The 13,435-nt window shown below is 58.1% G+C and carries 15 protein-coding genes; 4 read left to right on the forward strand and 11 right to left on the reverse strand.

Going from position 1 to position 13,435, the window contains the following annotated elements:
* Positions 1-31 precede the first annotated feature (31 nt).
* Genes kynU through VL547_RS06965 form a run of 4 tightly spaced genes read right to left on the reverse strand, consistent with a single transcriptional unit; the run spans position 32 to position 3,385 of the window.
* The gene (gene kynU, locus VL547_RS06950) at positions 32-1,297 is read right to left on the reverse strand and encodes a kynureninase (RefSeq protein WP_325576653.1); all 1,266 of its coding nucleotides are present in this window, start codon (positions 1,295-1,297) and stop codon (positions 32-34) included.
* A 60-nt stretch (positions 1,298-1,357) separates the two neighbouring features.
* Entirely contained in the window at positions 1,358-2,272 is a 915-nt protein-coding gene (locus VL547_RS06955) for a hypothetical protein (RefSeq protein ID WP_325576655.1), read from the reverse strand.
* Positions 2,247-2,807, reverse strand: a complete 561-nt coding sequence (locus VL547_RS06960) for a hypothetical protein (protein WP_325576657.1) — start codon at positions 2,805-2,807, stop codon at positions 2,247-2,249. Before VL547_RS06960 ends, VL547_RS06955 begins: the two co-directional genes overlap by 26 nt.
* Positions 2,804-3,385: an RNA polymerase sigma factor gene (locus VL547_RS06965; protein ID WP_325576659.1), complete on the reverse strand. Its 582-nt coding sequence runs from the start codon at positions 3,383-3,385 to the stop codon at positions 2,804-2,806. The genes VL547_RS06960 and VL547_RS06965 overlap by 4 nt, the downstream gene beginning before the upstream one ends.
* 73 nt (positions 3,386-3,458) lie before the next feature.
* Here VL547_RS06965 and VL547_RS06970 point away from each other — a divergent pair, with 73 nt between their 5' ends.
* Entirely contained in the window at positions 3,459-4,637 is a 1,179-nt protein-coding gene (locus tag VL547_RS06970) for an acyl-CoA dehydrogenase family protein (RefSeq protein WP_325576661.1), read from the forward strand.
* On the opposite strand, the gene VL547_RS06975 is transcribed toward VL547_RS06970, so the two are convergent.
* The 4 genes from VL547_RS06975 to hxpB form a co-directional block, all read right to left on the reverse strand.
* Positions 4,630-6,501, reverse strand: a complete 1,872-nt coding sequence (locus VL547_RS06975; RefSeq protein ID WP_325576663.1) for an ABC transporter ATP-binding protein — start codon at positions 6,499-6,501, stop codon at positions 4,630-4,632. The genes VL547_RS06970 and VL547_RS06975 overlap by 8 nt on opposite strands.
* Before the next feature lie 90 nt (positions 6,502-6,591).
* Positions 6,592-7,020, reverse strand: a complete 429-nt coding sequence (locus VL547_RS06980; RefSeq protein WP_325576665.1) for a hypothetical protein — start codon at positions 7,018-7,020, stop codon at positions 6,592-6,594.
* Between the two features lie 50 nt (positions 7,021-7,070).
* The gene (locus VL547_RS06985; protein WP_325576667.1) at positions 7,071-7,547 is read right to left on the reverse strand and encodes a DUF2383 domain-containing protein; all 477 of its coding nucleotides are present in this window, start codon (positions 7,545-7,547) and stop codon (positions 7,071-7,073) included.
* A gap of 234 nt (positions 7,548-7,781) precedes the next feature.
* On the reverse strand, positions 7,782-8,477 hold the full coding sequence (hxpB, locus tag VL547_RS06990) for a hexitol phosphatase HxpB (RefSeq protein WP_325576669.1): 696 nt from the start codon (positions 8,475-8,477) through the stop codon (positions 7,782-7,784).
* Positions 8,478-8,662: 185 nt separating this feature from the next.
* On the opposite strand from hxpB, the gene VL547_RS06995 reads away from it, so the two are divergent.
* Both VL547_RS06995 and VL547_RS07000 read left to right on the forward strand, forming a co-directional pair.
* The gene (locus VL547_RS06995) at positions 8,663-9,316 is read left to right on the forward strand and encodes a lysophospholipid acyltransferase family protein (protein WP_325576671.1); all 654 of its coding nucleotides are present in this window, start codon (positions 8,663-8,665) and stop codon (positions 9,314-9,316) included.
* 147 nt (positions 9,317-9,463) lie between these two features.
* Positions 9,464-10,222, forward strand: coding sequence for a porin family protein (locus tag VL547_RS07000; RefSeq protein ID WP_325576673.1), 759 nt, complete (start codon positions 9,464-9,466; stop codon positions 10,220-10,222).
* Positions 10,223-10,230: 8 nt separating this feature from the next.
* Here the strand turns inward: VL547_RS07000 and VL547_RS07005 are convergent, their stop codons facing one another.
* Positions 10,231-10,743 (reverse strand): acyl-CoA thioesterase, encoded by a 513-nt coding sequence (locus VL547_RS07005; protein ID WP_325576675.1) that lies wholly within the window; start codon positions 10,741-10,743, stop codon positions 10,231-10,233.
* A gap of 11 nt (positions 10,744-10,754) precedes the next feature.
* Positions 10,755-11,804 (reverse strand): tRNA preQ1(34) S-adenosylmethionine ribosyltransferase-isomerase QueA, encoded by a 1,050-nt coding sequence (gene queA / locus VL547_RS07010; protein ID WP_325576677.1) that lies wholly within the window; start codon positions 11,802-11,804, stop codon positions 10,755-10,757.
* A 199-nt stretch (positions 11,805-12,003) separates the two neighbouring features.
* On the opposite strand from queA, the gene VL547_RS07015 reads away from it, so the two are divergent.
* Positions 12,004-12,228, forward strand: a complete 225-nt coding sequence (locus VL547_RS07015) for a hypothetical protein (RefSeq protein WP_325576679.1) — start codon at positions 12,004-12,006, stop codon at positions 12,226-12,228.
* A 25-nt stretch (positions 12,229-12,253) separates the two neighbouring features.
* Here the strand turns inward: VL547_RS07015 and VL547_RS07020 are convergent.
* Positions 12,254-13,435: ATP-binding cassette domain-containing protein (locus VL547_RS07020; protein ID WP_325576681.1), on the reverse strand; the 1,182-nt coding region annotated here is incomplete at its 5' end.

Here is a 13,435-nt window from a genome sequence, read left to right on the forward strand (position 1 = left end):
TACGACTTAATTCCTTTTTTGCCCGCACCGCTTATCCACTTTTTAGCCTTTTATGCAACGTTTGATAGACATGGTAGCAGTCCTCGAAAGTGTTATACAATGGGGTAGGCGTGAGGCGGATGACACCGGGTTCGCGGTAGTCGGTGATGATGCCGGCCTCTGCCAGGTAGGCTTGGAGGGACTGACCGCCGGTAGGGAAGAAGACGGAAAGCTGGGCGCCGCGGGCGTTTTCGGACCGGGGGGTTATGACCTCGAGCGCGTCCTTGGGCAGGAGTCCCAGCAGGTATTCGAGGTAGCCCGTGAGGCGGATGCTTTTGGCGCGAAGGCGGTCCAGACCGGCCTGGGCAAAGAGGTCGAGCGAGGCTTCCAGACCGCCGAGGATCAACCCGGGGGCGATGCTGAGCGCCCAGCCGTCGGCGCCGGGTTCGGGGGTGAAATCGTGGGGCATGTCAAAACGGGTCTTCAGGTCGGAGCCGCTCCAGCCGGCCAGGCGGGGCGTGCTTTTGTCGAGGCTGAAGCGCTCGTGTACATAGATGGCGCCCGCGGCGCCGGGGCCGCCGTTAAGGTATTTATAGCAGCACCAGACGGCGAAGTCGATGTTCCAGTCGTGGAGCTGCATCGGGACGTTGCCTACGGCGTGGGCGAGGTCGAAGCCGCACAGGGCGCCGGCTTCGTGTGCTTTTGTGGTGATGTTTTCGAGGTCGAAGTACTGCCCCGTATAATAGCTAACGCCGCCAATGAGGACGAGGGCCAGGGTATCGCCGGCCTGGGCGATTTTCGCGACGATGTCTTCTTCCCTTATACACTGCTCGTTTGCCCGCGGGGCGACCTCGATGAGCGCGTCCTCCGGCTTGAACCCGTGGTGCAGCACCTGGGTCTGGGCGACGTATTGATCCGAGGGGAAGGCGCCGGCTTCCAGGAGTATTTTGTAGCGTGTTTTCGTGGGGCGGTAAAAGGAAGCCAGCAGGAGGTGCAGGTTCACCGTAAGAGAATTCATCACGCCAATCTCGTCCGGTCGTCCTCCCACCAGCTTTCCCAAAGGTTCTTTGAACCGCTGCGCGTATGTCATCCACGGCGCTTCGCCCTTCATGTACCCGCCGACGGCGTAAGTTTTCCAGGCGTCGAGCACACGTTGTACGCACGCTTGCGCGCCTTTTGGCTGCAGCCCCAGCGAATTCCCGCAGAAATAGATGGCGGGTTTGCCGTCCGCCGTCGTGGGGAAATGGAATTGGCCGCGGAATGCTTTCAGCTTGTCCTGTTCGTCCTGCTCGAGGGCGTACGCCAGCGTGTCGTTCATCGGGGATATTTCCCGTAAAATACAAAAAAGCGTGGTAGCCTTGCGTTGCGGGCTTGAGCGTTAGCTGATGTCGACGGTGGCGAACTCATCGCGCAGGATCACATCCACGGAACCGTCCCCCGACTTGCCGGTGTAGTTCTTCTTGAACATCGGGTGGTGTCGGCCCTCGTCTTCATCCGATGACGATTCGATCTTGTACCCGCTGTTGTTGTTGAGCGATCCGAAGTTGGTGGAGATGTCGAATTTCGCCGGAATGCCGCTGGCGATCCGGAGGTTGAGGTGGGTGTACTTGTTCGTGATCTTGAGCCCCTTGATACCCGAAGCCACGCGCAGGTCCATGACGTCGCAGAACTCGAAGTCGGCGTCGATGTTACCGGAGACTTCATCGATGTTGGCTTTGGAGAATTTTATGGCGATATAACCCCCGTTAACGCTTTTTGCCTGACACTTCCCGAATTCGACGTGCAGGCTTTTGACCGAGGTAAGTCTGCCCGCGTCGAGGCTGCCGAACTTGCTGGTGAGCTCCACGGGGCCGTTGTAATCGGGCATGGTGGTGGGGCCGAAGCTGTTCTTCAGGTTGAGGGGTTGGGTCGCGGGGATATAGACGGTATAGTCTATGGAAAAGCTTCGCTTGCGGTTGTGGTGCTCTTCATGGTCGTTCATGTCCGTGTTGGTGTGGAAGTCGACCTGGGAACCCGATTTGTCGTCTTCGACCTTGATCTGCCCCAGCATATAGGAGGCGTCGGATTCGTCCTCGGCGGTAACCTTGATGTGCACGTCCACCTTGACCTCGTTTTTGTCCCAGGTATGTACGTCGACCTTGCCAAAGCTGTTGCTGATGGAGACATTGTCGCTGGAGGAAAGCGGGTACGATTTCGAATAGTCCTTTTCCCTGGTGACGTCGCCTGCTACGGCGCTCGCGCTGAGCGTCAGGCAGAGCAGGGCGATATTAAATGTGCGTAGTCGTTCTTGCATGGCTTTCATTTTTCAATTGTTCGATAATGCCCAGCTGTCGGTTGATCAGATCGATCTGCAGGGTGAGGTTTTGGAGCATCGCCTGTAGCAGCAATTCCTGGTTGGATTGGTTGGGTAGCTGGTCCTTGAGCTGCCGGTAGGCGGTGTCCAGTTTTTGTAAATCGGCCGAAAAGCGTTGGTATAGTTCGGGATGGGCTCCCTTGATTTTTTCCAGTTCGCGGAACTTGATATTGACGATCTGGGAGACGTGGTAGATCTCCTGGTCGTAGAGCGCCTCCTCACTGGCAGCCGTGTCGACCTGAGCCACCGCCAGCGGGCGGTCACTCCGGTTGTGCAGGATCAGCGGGAGGCATATCGCGGCCACCACGGCTGCGGCGGCGAGCAGCCCCCGGCGGAAAGACCGGAGCGACCGGACGGGCGGGGTGGCGTTCGTGGCTATACGCTGGGACAACCGGTCCCAAACGGCGGGGTCCGGGGCTTCGCTGTCGAAGTCTTCGCGGTGGGCCCTGATGTATTTTTTTAATGGATCGTTCATTTGACACCTCCTTGTCGGATGATTTGTAATAATTTGGCTTTTCCCCGCATATATTGGGTCCGGACGGTGGCGTGCGTCACGCCCAGGATGCCGGCGATTTCCTCCTGGTCGTAGCCTTCAAAGAGATAGAGACTGAGCACGGTCCGGAACCCGGGTGAGAGCTGCGTCAAGGCGTTTTTTATACTTTCTACCTGTAGCGCCTCGGTCTCCCAGTCCGTCGACACCGGTTCTTCGGCGTCCCAGTTTTCCGGGGTATCGACCAGCACCAGTTTTTTCTTCCGGAGCTGGTTGATGGATTTGTAGACCACTATCTTTTTGAGCCAGACCCCGAAGGTGCCCTGTTCCTCGAACCGATCGAGGTTCCGGTACGCGTCCATAAAGGCTTCCTGGAGCACGTCCTCGGCGTCGGCTACGTGGCTGAGGATGCGGAGGGCGGTGTTGTACATGGCCCTGGCATACTGCCTGTATAGCAGCTGGAAGCTATGCGCATCCCCGGCCCGGCTTCGGCGCACCAGCTCGCTTGTGTTGATATGTACCTGAGCGGCAATCTCCATCTCTACTATTAAAAACAAGCCCATCGGACGGATGTTGCAAATCAGCGGAAATATTTTTCCTACATTCGTATCCAGTGAGCGCTAATAAACGATCGTTATGCCCCAAGACCTTTTCCAGTCCCCCGACTACTATCTCCTGGACGAACTGTTGACCGATGAGCACAAGCTGGTCCGGGAAAGCGTGCGCGCCTATGTGAAGAAAGAGATCACGCCCGTTATCGAAACATACGCACAAAAGGCGGAGTTTCCTACACAGGTGATCCAGGGGCTCGGCAGTCTCGGTTGCTTCGGACCGACCGTCCCCGTGGAATATGGGGGTGGCGGTCTCGACTACATCTCCTACGGGTTGATGATGCAGGAGCTGGAACGGGGTGACAGCGGGATACGGTCCACGGCCTCGGTCCAGGGGTCGCTGGTGATGTTCCCTATCCTGGCCTACGGGAGTGAAGCGCAAAAGCAGAAGTACCTGCCGAAACTGTCTACCGGCGAATGGATGGGGTGTTTTGGACTGACCGAGCCCAACCATGGTTCGGACCCGGGGAGTATGCAAACCAATATCCGCCGGGCCGGCGACCACGTCGTCCTGAACGGGGCCAAGATGTGGATCAGCAACGCACCCTTTGCCGACGTAGCCGTCGTCTGGGCCAAGGACGAGGAAGGCGTGGTCCGGGGCGTCATCGTGGAGCGCGGCATGGCCGGTTTCACTACCCCGGAAACCCACGGAAAATGGTCGCTCCGCGCTAGCGCCACGGGGGAGCTGGTGTTTGACAACGTGCGCGTCCCTTTTGAGAATGTCCTGCCAGGGGTCAAGGGGCTCAAGGGGCCGCTCAGCTGTCTCACCAAGGCCCGGTACGGGATAGCCTGGGGGGCCGTGGGCGCGGCCATGGATTGCTACGACACCGCCCTTCGTTACAGTAAGGAGCGGATTCAATTCGATAAACCGATCGGCGCCTTCCAGCTCCAACAAAAAAAGCTCGCGGAAATGATCACCGAGATCACCAAGGCGCAACTCCTCAACTGGCGCCTGGGGGTATTGATGAACGAGGGCAAGGCAACGCCGGCGCAGGTCAGCATGGCCAAGCGGAACGGCTGCGAGATCGCGGCCACGATTGCCCGGGACGCCCGCCAGATATTGGGTGGCATGGGGATCACCGGGGAGTTTTCCATCATGCGGCACATGATGAACATGGAGAGCGTGATCACCTATGAGGGGACGCACGATATTCACTTGCTGATTACGGGGATGGACATCACCGGGTTCAACGCGTTTAACTGACCTGCTGCGCGTGTTTCTGGAACTGCAGCTTGAGCAGTTGCAGGAAAACGCCGTCCGGCTTATTTTCCAGCTCGGCGAAGGAGCCCGACTCGACGATTTTGCCCTCCTGGAGGACAAAGATGCGGTCCACGTGGCGTATGGTGGAGAGGCGGTGGGCGATGATGAGGGTGGTGCGGTTGCGCATCAGGCTTTCGAGGGCTTCCTGGACGAGGTGCTCGCTTTCGGAGTCGAGCGCGCTGGTTGCCTCGTCGAGGATGAGGATGACCGGGTCCTTGAGGATGGCGCGTGCGATGGCGATGCGCTGGCGCTGACCGCCGGACAGCTTTACGCCCCTTTCTCCCACGATGGTGTCGAGCCCCTCCGGGAAGCTTTCGATAAAGGTAAGAGCGTTGGCCTGGCGGGCGGCTTCGCGGATCGCGTCGTCGGAGGCGCCGGGGCGGCCATAAGCGATGTTTTCGCGGATGGTGCCGCCGAAAAGCAGGACCTCCTGGGGGACGACCGCCATCTGGCGGCGAAGCGTCCGGAGGTCATAGGATTCCGCGGGCTTGCCGTCGAAGAGGAGGTCGCCCGCGGTGGGTTTGTAAAAACCCAGGATAAGCTGTGCGATGGTGGACTTCCCAGCGCCGCTTTGACCGGCGAGCGCGATTTTTTGCCCTGGCTGTATGTGTAACGTAATCCCTTTCAAGACCTCGATGTCCGTCCGGGTGGGGTATGCGAAATGGAGATGGTCGAGCGCGACCGATCCGCGAAGATTGGGGGCGGGCGCGGGCGTGTCGGTATCGAGGGTAGCGAATTCGCCGGGTTCTTCCATGATTTCGAAGAGGCGCTCGGAGGCGCCGATGGAACGGCTCAGCCGGCCGAAGAGGTCGCCGAACTGGGCGACCGCGCCGCCGATAAAGCCGACATAGAGCATGAAGGATACGAGCTCGCCATAGGTCAGCGCGCCGCTTTTGACCAGGGTTGCGCCATACCAGAGCACGATGATAAAAGAACCAAATACGCCCGAGGAAAGCAGCGTGGCAAAACCGCCACGGTAGACCGCGCCGCGGATGCCCAGCGCCACGACCTTCCCTAGCGAGGTCCGGTAGCGTTTCGATTCATATTCCTCGTTGGAAAAGCTTTTGACGGTGTGGATGTTCTGCAGGGTTTCCTCGGTGATGATGCTGGTATCGGCCAGCGCGTCCTGCCGCTGGCGGGCCAGCCGGCGGATAAATCGGCCGTAAAAGAAGGTGGCTACCATCAGCGCGGGTACGATGGCCAGGGCCAGGAGCGTGAGCCTGGCGGAGGTAAAGAAGATAAAGCCGACGCCAAAAACGATGGCGACGAGCTGCCGGACGAAATCGGGTAGCGTGCCGGACAGCATGTCCGACAACTGATCCACGTCGTTGGTGCTCCGGCTGATGATTTCGCCCACGCGTCGTTTTTCGTAGAACGGTATGGAGAGCGTCATGAGATGGTCGTACAGGTGGGTGCGCACCGAAGCCATCGTTTTTTCGGTGACCTTCGCAAAAAGGCTAACGCGGAAATAGGAGACGATGGATTGGAGTACGAGCAGGGTGACCAGTGCCAGGCCGAGCGTGGTCGTGTCCCAATGCGGGTTCAGGCGGAATTGGGGCATGGTGTGTCCGGCGGGCACGGCATGGCCCGCTCCGGGACTGGCGCTGTCAATCAGTACGCCCATGAGCGCGGGTATCAGCATCCCTGTTAGGCTGCCGATCACGAGAAAAACAGAGGCAAGGGTGAATGGTCCGCGGTAGGGGCGGAGGAAGCGAAATACCCTGAAGACCTGCTTCAGGTTGGAAAGCGTGAGGGGCTTTCCGGGTCCCCCTCTTCCGGGGGCTGTGTTCCTGCGGGAAAGGGCCATACGGTGAATTGACCCGTCAAATGTAGGTCGTTCACACGCCGCCGCCAAGGAGATTCCGGCGAACCGCGGGGGAACGTCGGTAAGCGACGGCTACAGCGCGATCGCCGAATACCGCCGGTCGTTCTCCAGGATTTCCTGTTGTTGTAACAGGATGCGCTTGAGCTCCTTGGGGATATGGGTGAGCTCCCGTATGATCCGTTGGTAGGTTTTCAGCGCCAGCGAATCCCACCAGAAGCAGACCTTGCGGTTGACGCCGCCGTTCTCTTCCGGGAATGGGGCGGCCAGGTGGAACTCTTCGTGCCCCAGCTCCGGCATATGATCGGTTTCGACCAGAAGACGGATGAGTTGAAGGTTAAAATGGATGGCCCGTTCTTTATTCTGGGCGCAAAGCGAACGAAAGGTGCTGTCGTGCGTCTTGGCCATGGCCCGGGCGTAAGACTTGAAACGCTCGTTGTTGATGGCGATCAATTCATTGACGCGCACGACGAAGGTAGGATCGGATGTTTTCATGTGTATCATCGGTAGAATGTTTTGCATAGGTGAGGGTACAAGGCGATCGGGAATCGGGGCTACGAGCGGAGTGCGAGGTTGACCAGCTTGAGCTGGACAAAGGCGCACAGGATGCCGTTGAGCTGGGCCCTGATCAGGGACCGAACGTCTTCGTATGGGGTATATTCGTTTAAGAAATCGCGATAGGCCTTGACGATAAAGTTCTCGGAGGAGTAACAACGGGCCAGTACTTCAGGTTCCGCCTCCGGGGCGCCCTCCTTCGGGTCGAGACCCATCAGGTTGTACTTCCGCTCCTGACCGGTCGGGTGCGGCCGGCCGCCGAGGCTTTGGATCTTGGAAGTGATCTCGGTGGCATACTGGCTGCTTTCCAGCGCCACGCTTGTAATCGTTTTCCGTATCTGTTTATCCGTGACAGATTCCGCTACCTGCTCCAAGCCGACTTTCAGCTCGTGCAAAATGTCCAACAGGTCGTTGAGCTTGCGGGCTACGTACTTGTTCTTACGAATTCTTGCGGGAGAAAGTGTCACGTGTTCCATAGATTTAGTTTTTATCGGTTTTTACAACGACAATCCAGTTTTAGAAAATTAAGTCCTAACAGTATTTCCCTATCCATTGCAAGTTCTCGTGAGGTGCAAGGGGCGGTAGTAAATGGCTACAAGTCTTATACCAGTTTAAGGTGATAGTAGCGCTTCGAATGTTGAGGTGATGTCGGCCCTTGCCAGAGGTAGGATTTGACTAAGTTACATAATAATTCGATATACGCAACACCTTTAACAATTTTGAAGGGATTGCGCAGGAGCCCTATCGTTGCTAAATCCTTTCAGTAGATTTTCGTTGAAATCCGCCAGGGATGAGAGTTTCAGATCGGCGGCGTTCCACCTTAATTGATTTTGCTGTGCCGGTGCGGGAACCACCACGCAGCGCATACGCGCGGCCTTTGCGGCGATCATTCCGTTAAAGGAATCTTCGAAGGCGATGCAGTCGAGCGGTGAAACGCCCAGCTGGCGTGCACAATCGAGGTACACCTGCGGATGCGGTTTGCCCAGCGGCAGCCCTTCTGCGGAAGTTTTTACCTGTATAAACCGTCCCAGTTGTCCAAGCGCTTCCACAGTATCGATAAGATGCATAGGGGAGGAGCTGGCCAGGCCGATTCCGAAGCCGCGTTGTTGGAAGAACTCCAGGATTTGCGGCACGCCGGGGAGGAACCGTGGTTTTGCCGTGACTTTACTGATGACCAGGTCGACCAGGTCCCGTTCGGCCGATTCGATGTGCTCCGGCGCGATGCCAAAGTAGGCGAACCACCATGTCAGGAACTCCCACGTCCGCAAACCCGTGTGCTGGTGATATTGCTCGTTGGTCAGTTTTACGCCAAAACGGGCGAGGATTTCTTCGGCGGCTTCACCCCACAAGGGTTCGGAGTCTATCAGCAGCCCGTCCATGTCGAAGATTACGGTGGTTGGCAACATACGGCGCAAAGGTACGGCAAAGAGTTTTTTTAGTTTAAAACGAGGCATTTATCTTATTTTGCGCACGGAGAATGAATGGAATGAGCAAGCTCGCCGAAAGAATAAGAAAGATTAAGATCATTAAGTCTCTGGTATATTCTGTGGTGGGTGCGCTGTCCTATCCCGGGCTTGCTTTACGCAACAAAATGACCATCCGGGGTACAGAGCATCTGGAGAATCTACCCGATCGGAACGTGCTCTTCGTGAGCAATCACCAGACATATTTTGTGGACGTCATCGCCCTCCTCCATATTTTCTGCGCGGTAAAGTGGGGCAAGCGGAACAAGCTCGGCGTCCCGTATTACCTGCTGGCGCCCTACACCAACGTGCACTACGTTGCCGCCGAAGAGACCATCACCAAGGACTGGGTGACGCGCGTCTATTCCCTGGCCGGGGCGATCCCCGTTAAACGCACCTGGGTGCAGGGCGGCAAGGAAGTCCGGCGTGGGCTCGATCCATCGGACACCCGCAAGGTGGAAAGGACGCTCGACCGGAGCTGGGTAATCACCTTCCCGCAGGGCACCACCAAACCCTTCGCCCCCGGCCGCAAAGGCACCGCCTTTATCATCAAGAAGAACCAGCCGATCGTCGTCCCCATCGTCATCGGCGGTTTCTGGAGGGCGTTCAAGAAAAAGGGTATCGGCGTACGCCGCGCGGGCACGCACCTCACTGTAGAATTCAAACCGCCCATGGACCTGGACTACAACGAATCCACGGAGCGCATCCTGGAACAGGTCATGGAGGCGATCGAGCAGACGCCTGAGCATGCGCGGAAGGGGCACCACCAGGCACACGAGTAGGCGTGGCCGTTTGGTTCGTCGGAGGGCTTCAGCTGGCGCGCCCCCTAGGCTCCGCCGTTTTGCCGGCGCTCCCGGCGACTACGCCTAGCGCTCCCGGCTATACAAATTGGACTTTTCCCTTATATTTAGGCTCAAATACTTGCTGCAATGGAAAAGTTGAGAGCGCTTACCCTGTTCCTGCTTTTGGCGGCGGGCTCCGCCTCCGCGCAAACGCCTTTTTACCTGGGCGTAAAAGGGGGCATCAGTATTCCTAACCTTACCGCGGGGAACGGCTCCCCGGTCAGCGCCGGCTATTCTTCTATCCTGGGGCCCTATTTCGGGGTCTTCGCCGGGCGGGCCTTTCACAAGAACAGCCGCTGGTCTATCCAGGCCGAGTTCAATTACTCCTTACAAGGGGCAAAGAAGAACGGCGAGCAAGGGGTTCCTACCGCCCCCTTCCAGTCCTACTTTCCCGGCGTCACCCTCCCGGAGTATGTATATGCCAACTATGACAGCAAGGCGGAGCTGAAATACCTCGAGCTCCCGATCCTGGCCAAATACCGCCTTCCCCTGGGGAAGGGCTGGCGGCTGACCCTCGACGGCGGCGTCTATATGGGCTACCTGCTCCACGCCAATGCCATCACCAAGGATTCCAGCAATATTTACTACGACCCCGCCGAAGAGCAGCAGTTCCCCGCGCCCAAGCAGGATTTTACCGGTAACGAGGACATCACCAACCAGATCCATCGGTTCAACTTCGGCATCCAGGGCGGGGTGGGGTTGGAAAAGAAGTGCGGGCATGGGTATGTCTTCCTCCATGCCGGAGGCAACTATGGGTTGTTGAATATCCAGCGGTATGCGGAGGATGGCAGCAATAATACGGGGGCGGCCACTGTCGTAGTGGGATTTGCTTTCAGGGCGCGGTGATTCGCCGGCTATTTGAAGAAAAGCGCCTTCAGCTCGTCGGCCTGGTCGGGCTTCATCTTGCCCCCCAGGATCAACCTCAGCTGGCGGCGGCGCAGGGCCCCTTCGTAGAGGGCCTTTTCCTCTTCCGTTTCGGGGACGATCTGGGGCACCGGCCGGGGTTTGCGGTTGGGGTCCAGGGCCACGAAGGTATAGTAGGCTTCGTTGGATTTGTACCGGTACTGCTGGGTGCTGTCTTCTCCCCATACTTTGAGGTAGACCTCCATCGAAGAGGTAAAGGCGCGGGTCACCTTGGCCTCGATGTGCACCACGTTCCCGAGCTTGATGGGGCTTTCGAAGGAGATATTGTCCACCGAGGCCGTGACCGTCGGGGCGTTGCAGTGCTTGCCCGCCGCTATGGCCGCGGCGATGTCCATCCAATACATCAGCCGGCCGCCCATCAGGTTGCCAAAACCGTTGGTGTCGTTGGGCAAAACCAACTCGGTCATGATCGTCAGCGTGTCCTTCGGCACTTTGCTACTCATCGGTCTCATAATTACAGGACCAGCATGGCGTCACCGTAGCTGAAAAAGCGGTATTTATCCTTAATCGCCTTCTTGTAGGCCTCCATGGTGAGCTCGTAGCCCGCGAAGGCGCACACCATGATCAGCAGGCTGGTTTTCGGCAGGTGGAAATTGGTCACCAGCGAATCCGCGATGTTGAAGTCGTAAGGAGGATGGATAAAGGTATTGGTCCAGCCTTCGGAGGGCTTGAGCAGCTTCTGCGCCGTCACCGAGGATTCCAGGGCGCGCATGGTCGTGGTGCCCACGGAACATATGCGGTGGTTTTCCTCCTTGGCCTTGTTGACGATCTTACAGGCGAATTCGTCGATCCGGTAGTATTCGGCGTCCATCTTATGCTTGCTCAGGTCTTCCACCTCGATCGGGCGGAAGGTGCCCAGACCGGTGTGCAGGGTGACCTCGGCAAAACGGATGCCCTGGATCTCGAGCCGTTTGATCAATTCGCGGCTAAAGTGCAAACCGGCGGTTGGGGCGGCCACCGCTCCTTCAAACTTGGCGTACACGGTTTGGTAGCGTTCCTTGTCCTCTTCGTCGGGCTTGCGCTTGATATACTTGGGCAGGGGGGTCTCGCCCAGGGTTTCCAGGATGTTACGGAACTCGTCGTCGCTGCCTTCGAACAGGAAGCGGATCGTCCGGCCGCGGGAAGTGGTGTTGTCGATCACTTCCGCCACCAGCTCGTCGTTATCCCCGAAGTACAGCTTGTTCCCCACCCGGATCTTCCGGGCCGGATCAACGATCACGTCCCAGAGTCGGTTGGGTTTGTTGAGCTCGCGGAGCAGGAAGACCTCGATCTTCGCCCCGGTCTTTTCCTTCCGTCCGTACATCCTCGCCGGGAAGACCTTGGTATTGTTCACGACAAAGACGTCCTTGTCCGTGAAATAGTCCATGATGTCTTTGAAGTTCCGGTTCTCTATATTCCCGGTTTTTCGCTCGATGACCATAAGCCGGCTTTCGTCTCGCTTCTTGGCAGGGTGCTGGGCAATAAGATTTAACGGTAGGTCAAACGTGAACTGGGATAATTTCATTTGCTTTATTTGACTGTGAACCACCCGTCTTTTTCACCCCGGGGTGTCATGTTACGGCATGAGATTTTGGGGCTGCAAAGGTACTTCTTATTATACAATTTGTCAAAATACGGATTTTGGGGTATCTACCCTTTCAAATATCCTTAAAAACGAGTAAAAACAATTGCGGGTTTTACCTGACGGTACAAATACTCCTCGTATGCTTGAGCGGGCAAGCAAGAGATTTTTATATTTGGGTATGGCAAAAACTACCGGCGGGAAGGAAAATGATATTCCCAATCCAAAAGAAAAGAACCCCGCAGCTGTCGCCCTGGGCAGACTTGGTGGATTGAAGGGGGGACGCGCCCGGGCCGATAGCCTCACGCCCGAAAGGCGGGCCGAGATAGCTAAAAAGGCTGCGGCAAAAAGATGGCATAAAGGTTAGTTCTGCGGGATTTCTGAGATAGGACTCAAGGTAGCCTTTGCGTTCTGTCGGGGATCGCCTCCAGGAGGGAGCGGGTATATGACGATTGGGGTTGGTTATAGACGGACTCGGCATCGCCGGTTTCTTCGATCCGGCCGTTTTTGAGCACGACGATGCGGTCGCAAAGGTAGCGGACCACGGCGAGGTCGTGGGAGATGAATACCGCTGTAAAGCCAAGGGCTTGTTTCAAATCGCCAATCAGGTTGAGTATCTGCGCCTGGACGCTGACGTCGAGGGCGGAGACCGATTCGTCGAAGAGGACGAAGGACGGGTTCATCGCGAGCGCGCGGGCGATTACGATGCGCTGGCGTTGACCGCCGGAACATTCGTGCGGATACTTTTGTGCGAAGGTCCGGGGGAGGTGGACGAGGTCGAGCATGTCCGCCGGGGTCCGGGCGGTAGCGGTTCCGCTGGTTCCCGGAATGCCGGCGGCGGTTCCCTGGGTGGCGGCGCCTGCCTTTTTCAGGGTTTCCCGTAGGGTTTGGCCCAGGGTCATCCGTGGGTTCAGGGCGGAATAGGGGTCCTGGAAGACGATTTGGAGGTCGCGGCGGAAGTCGCTGGTCTTTAAGGTTTTCATGTCCCTTTCGCGGTGGAGGATACGGCCGTGGGTTATGGGGATTAGCCGGAGGAGCGCGCGACCGATCGTGGTTTTGCCGGAGCCGGATTCTCCGACCAGGCCGAGGATTTCGCCTTCGCGGATGTCGAAGGAGACGTCGTCGACGGCTTTTACGGGCGGGGCGTGGCGGGTCTTGAAGTGGACCTGGAGGTTTTCGATGCGGAGCAAGACGTCTTGGCCCGGAGCGGTCGTGTCCGGAGCGGTCGTGCCGGGGGCGGCGGGAGATGGGCGGCCCGCCGGGACCGGGCGGACGGCAGGCGAGGTTGCGCCGGCGCCAGAGGAAGGACGGCCCACGGGTGCGCTGGAGTCGTCGTTGCCTTGCCAGAAGTCCTCGACCACGGGGAGGCGGTGGCCCTTGGGGGTGTTGGCGGGGCGGCACGCCAGGAGGGCGCGGGTATAAGGGTGCCTGGCCGCGTCAAAAACGGTGGGCACGGGACCCTCTTCCAGCAGGCGGCCCCGGTAAAGGATCAGGGCCCGGTCCGCGGCCTCGCGGACGAGGCCCAGGTCGTGGGTGATGAAGAGGATGGCCATGTCGCGGTCGCGTTGGAGTCT

Source organism: Dinghuibacter sp., assembly GCF_035492835.1.
In the GTDB taxonomy this organism is placed as follows: Bacteria; Bacteroidota; Bacteroidia; order Chitinophagales; family Chitinophagaceae; genus Dinghuibacter.

Coding starts and splice junctions, on each gene's coding strand:
- kynU (WP_325576653.1), bottom strand. CDS start 1,297: ATGAACGACACGCTGGCGTACGCCCTCGAGCAGGACGAACAGGACAAG.
- VL547_RS06955 (WP_325576655.1), bottom strand. CDS start 2,272: ATGCAAGAACGACTACGCACATTTAATATCGCCCTGCTCTGCCTGACG.
- VL547_RS06960 (WP_325576657.1), bottom strand. CDS start 2,807: ATGAACGATCCATTAAAAAAATACATCAGGGCCCACCGCGAAGACTTC.
- VL547_RS06965 (WP_325576659.1), bottom strand. CDS start 3,385: ATGGGCTTGTTTTTAATAGTAGAGATGGAGATTGCCGCTCAGGTACAT.
- VL547_RS06970 (WP_325576661.1), top strand. CDS start 3,459: ATGCCCCAAGACCTTTTCCAGTCCCCCGACTACTATCTCCTGGACGAA.
- VL547_RS06975 (WP_325576663.1), bottom strand. CDS start 6,501: ATGGCCCTTTCCCGCAGGAACACAGCCCCCGGAAGAGGGGGACCCGGA.
- VL547_RS06980 (WP_325576665.1), bottom strand. CDS start 7,020: ATGATACACATGAAAACATCCGATCCTACCTTCGTCGTGCGCGTCAAT.
- VL547_RS06985 (WP_325576667.1), bottom strand. CDS start 7,547: ATGGAACACGTGACACTTTCTCCCGCAAGAATTCGTAAGAACAAGTAC.
- hxpB (WP_325576669.1), bottom strand. CDS start 8,477: ATGTTGCCAACCACCGTAATCTTCGACATGGACGGGCTGCTGATAGAC.
- VL547_RS06995 (WP_325576671.1), top strand. CDS start 8,663: ATGACCATCCGGGGTACAGAGCATCTGGAGAATCTACCCGATCGGAAC.
- VL547_RS07000 (WP_325576673.1), top strand. CDS start 9,464: ATGGAAAAGTTGAGAGCGCTTACCCTGTTCCTGCTTTTGGCGGCGGGC.
- VL547_RS07005 (WP_325576675.1), bottom strand. CDS start 10,743: ATGAGTAGCAAAGTGCCGAAGGACACGCTGACGATCATGACCGAGTTG.
- queA (WP_325576677.1), bottom strand. CDS start 11,804: ATGAAATTATCCCAGTTCACGTTTGACCTACCGTTAAATCTTATTGCC.
- VL547_RS07015 (WP_325576679.1), top strand. CDS start 12,004: ATGCTTGAGCGGGCAAGCAAGAGATTTTTATATTTGGGTATGGCAAAA.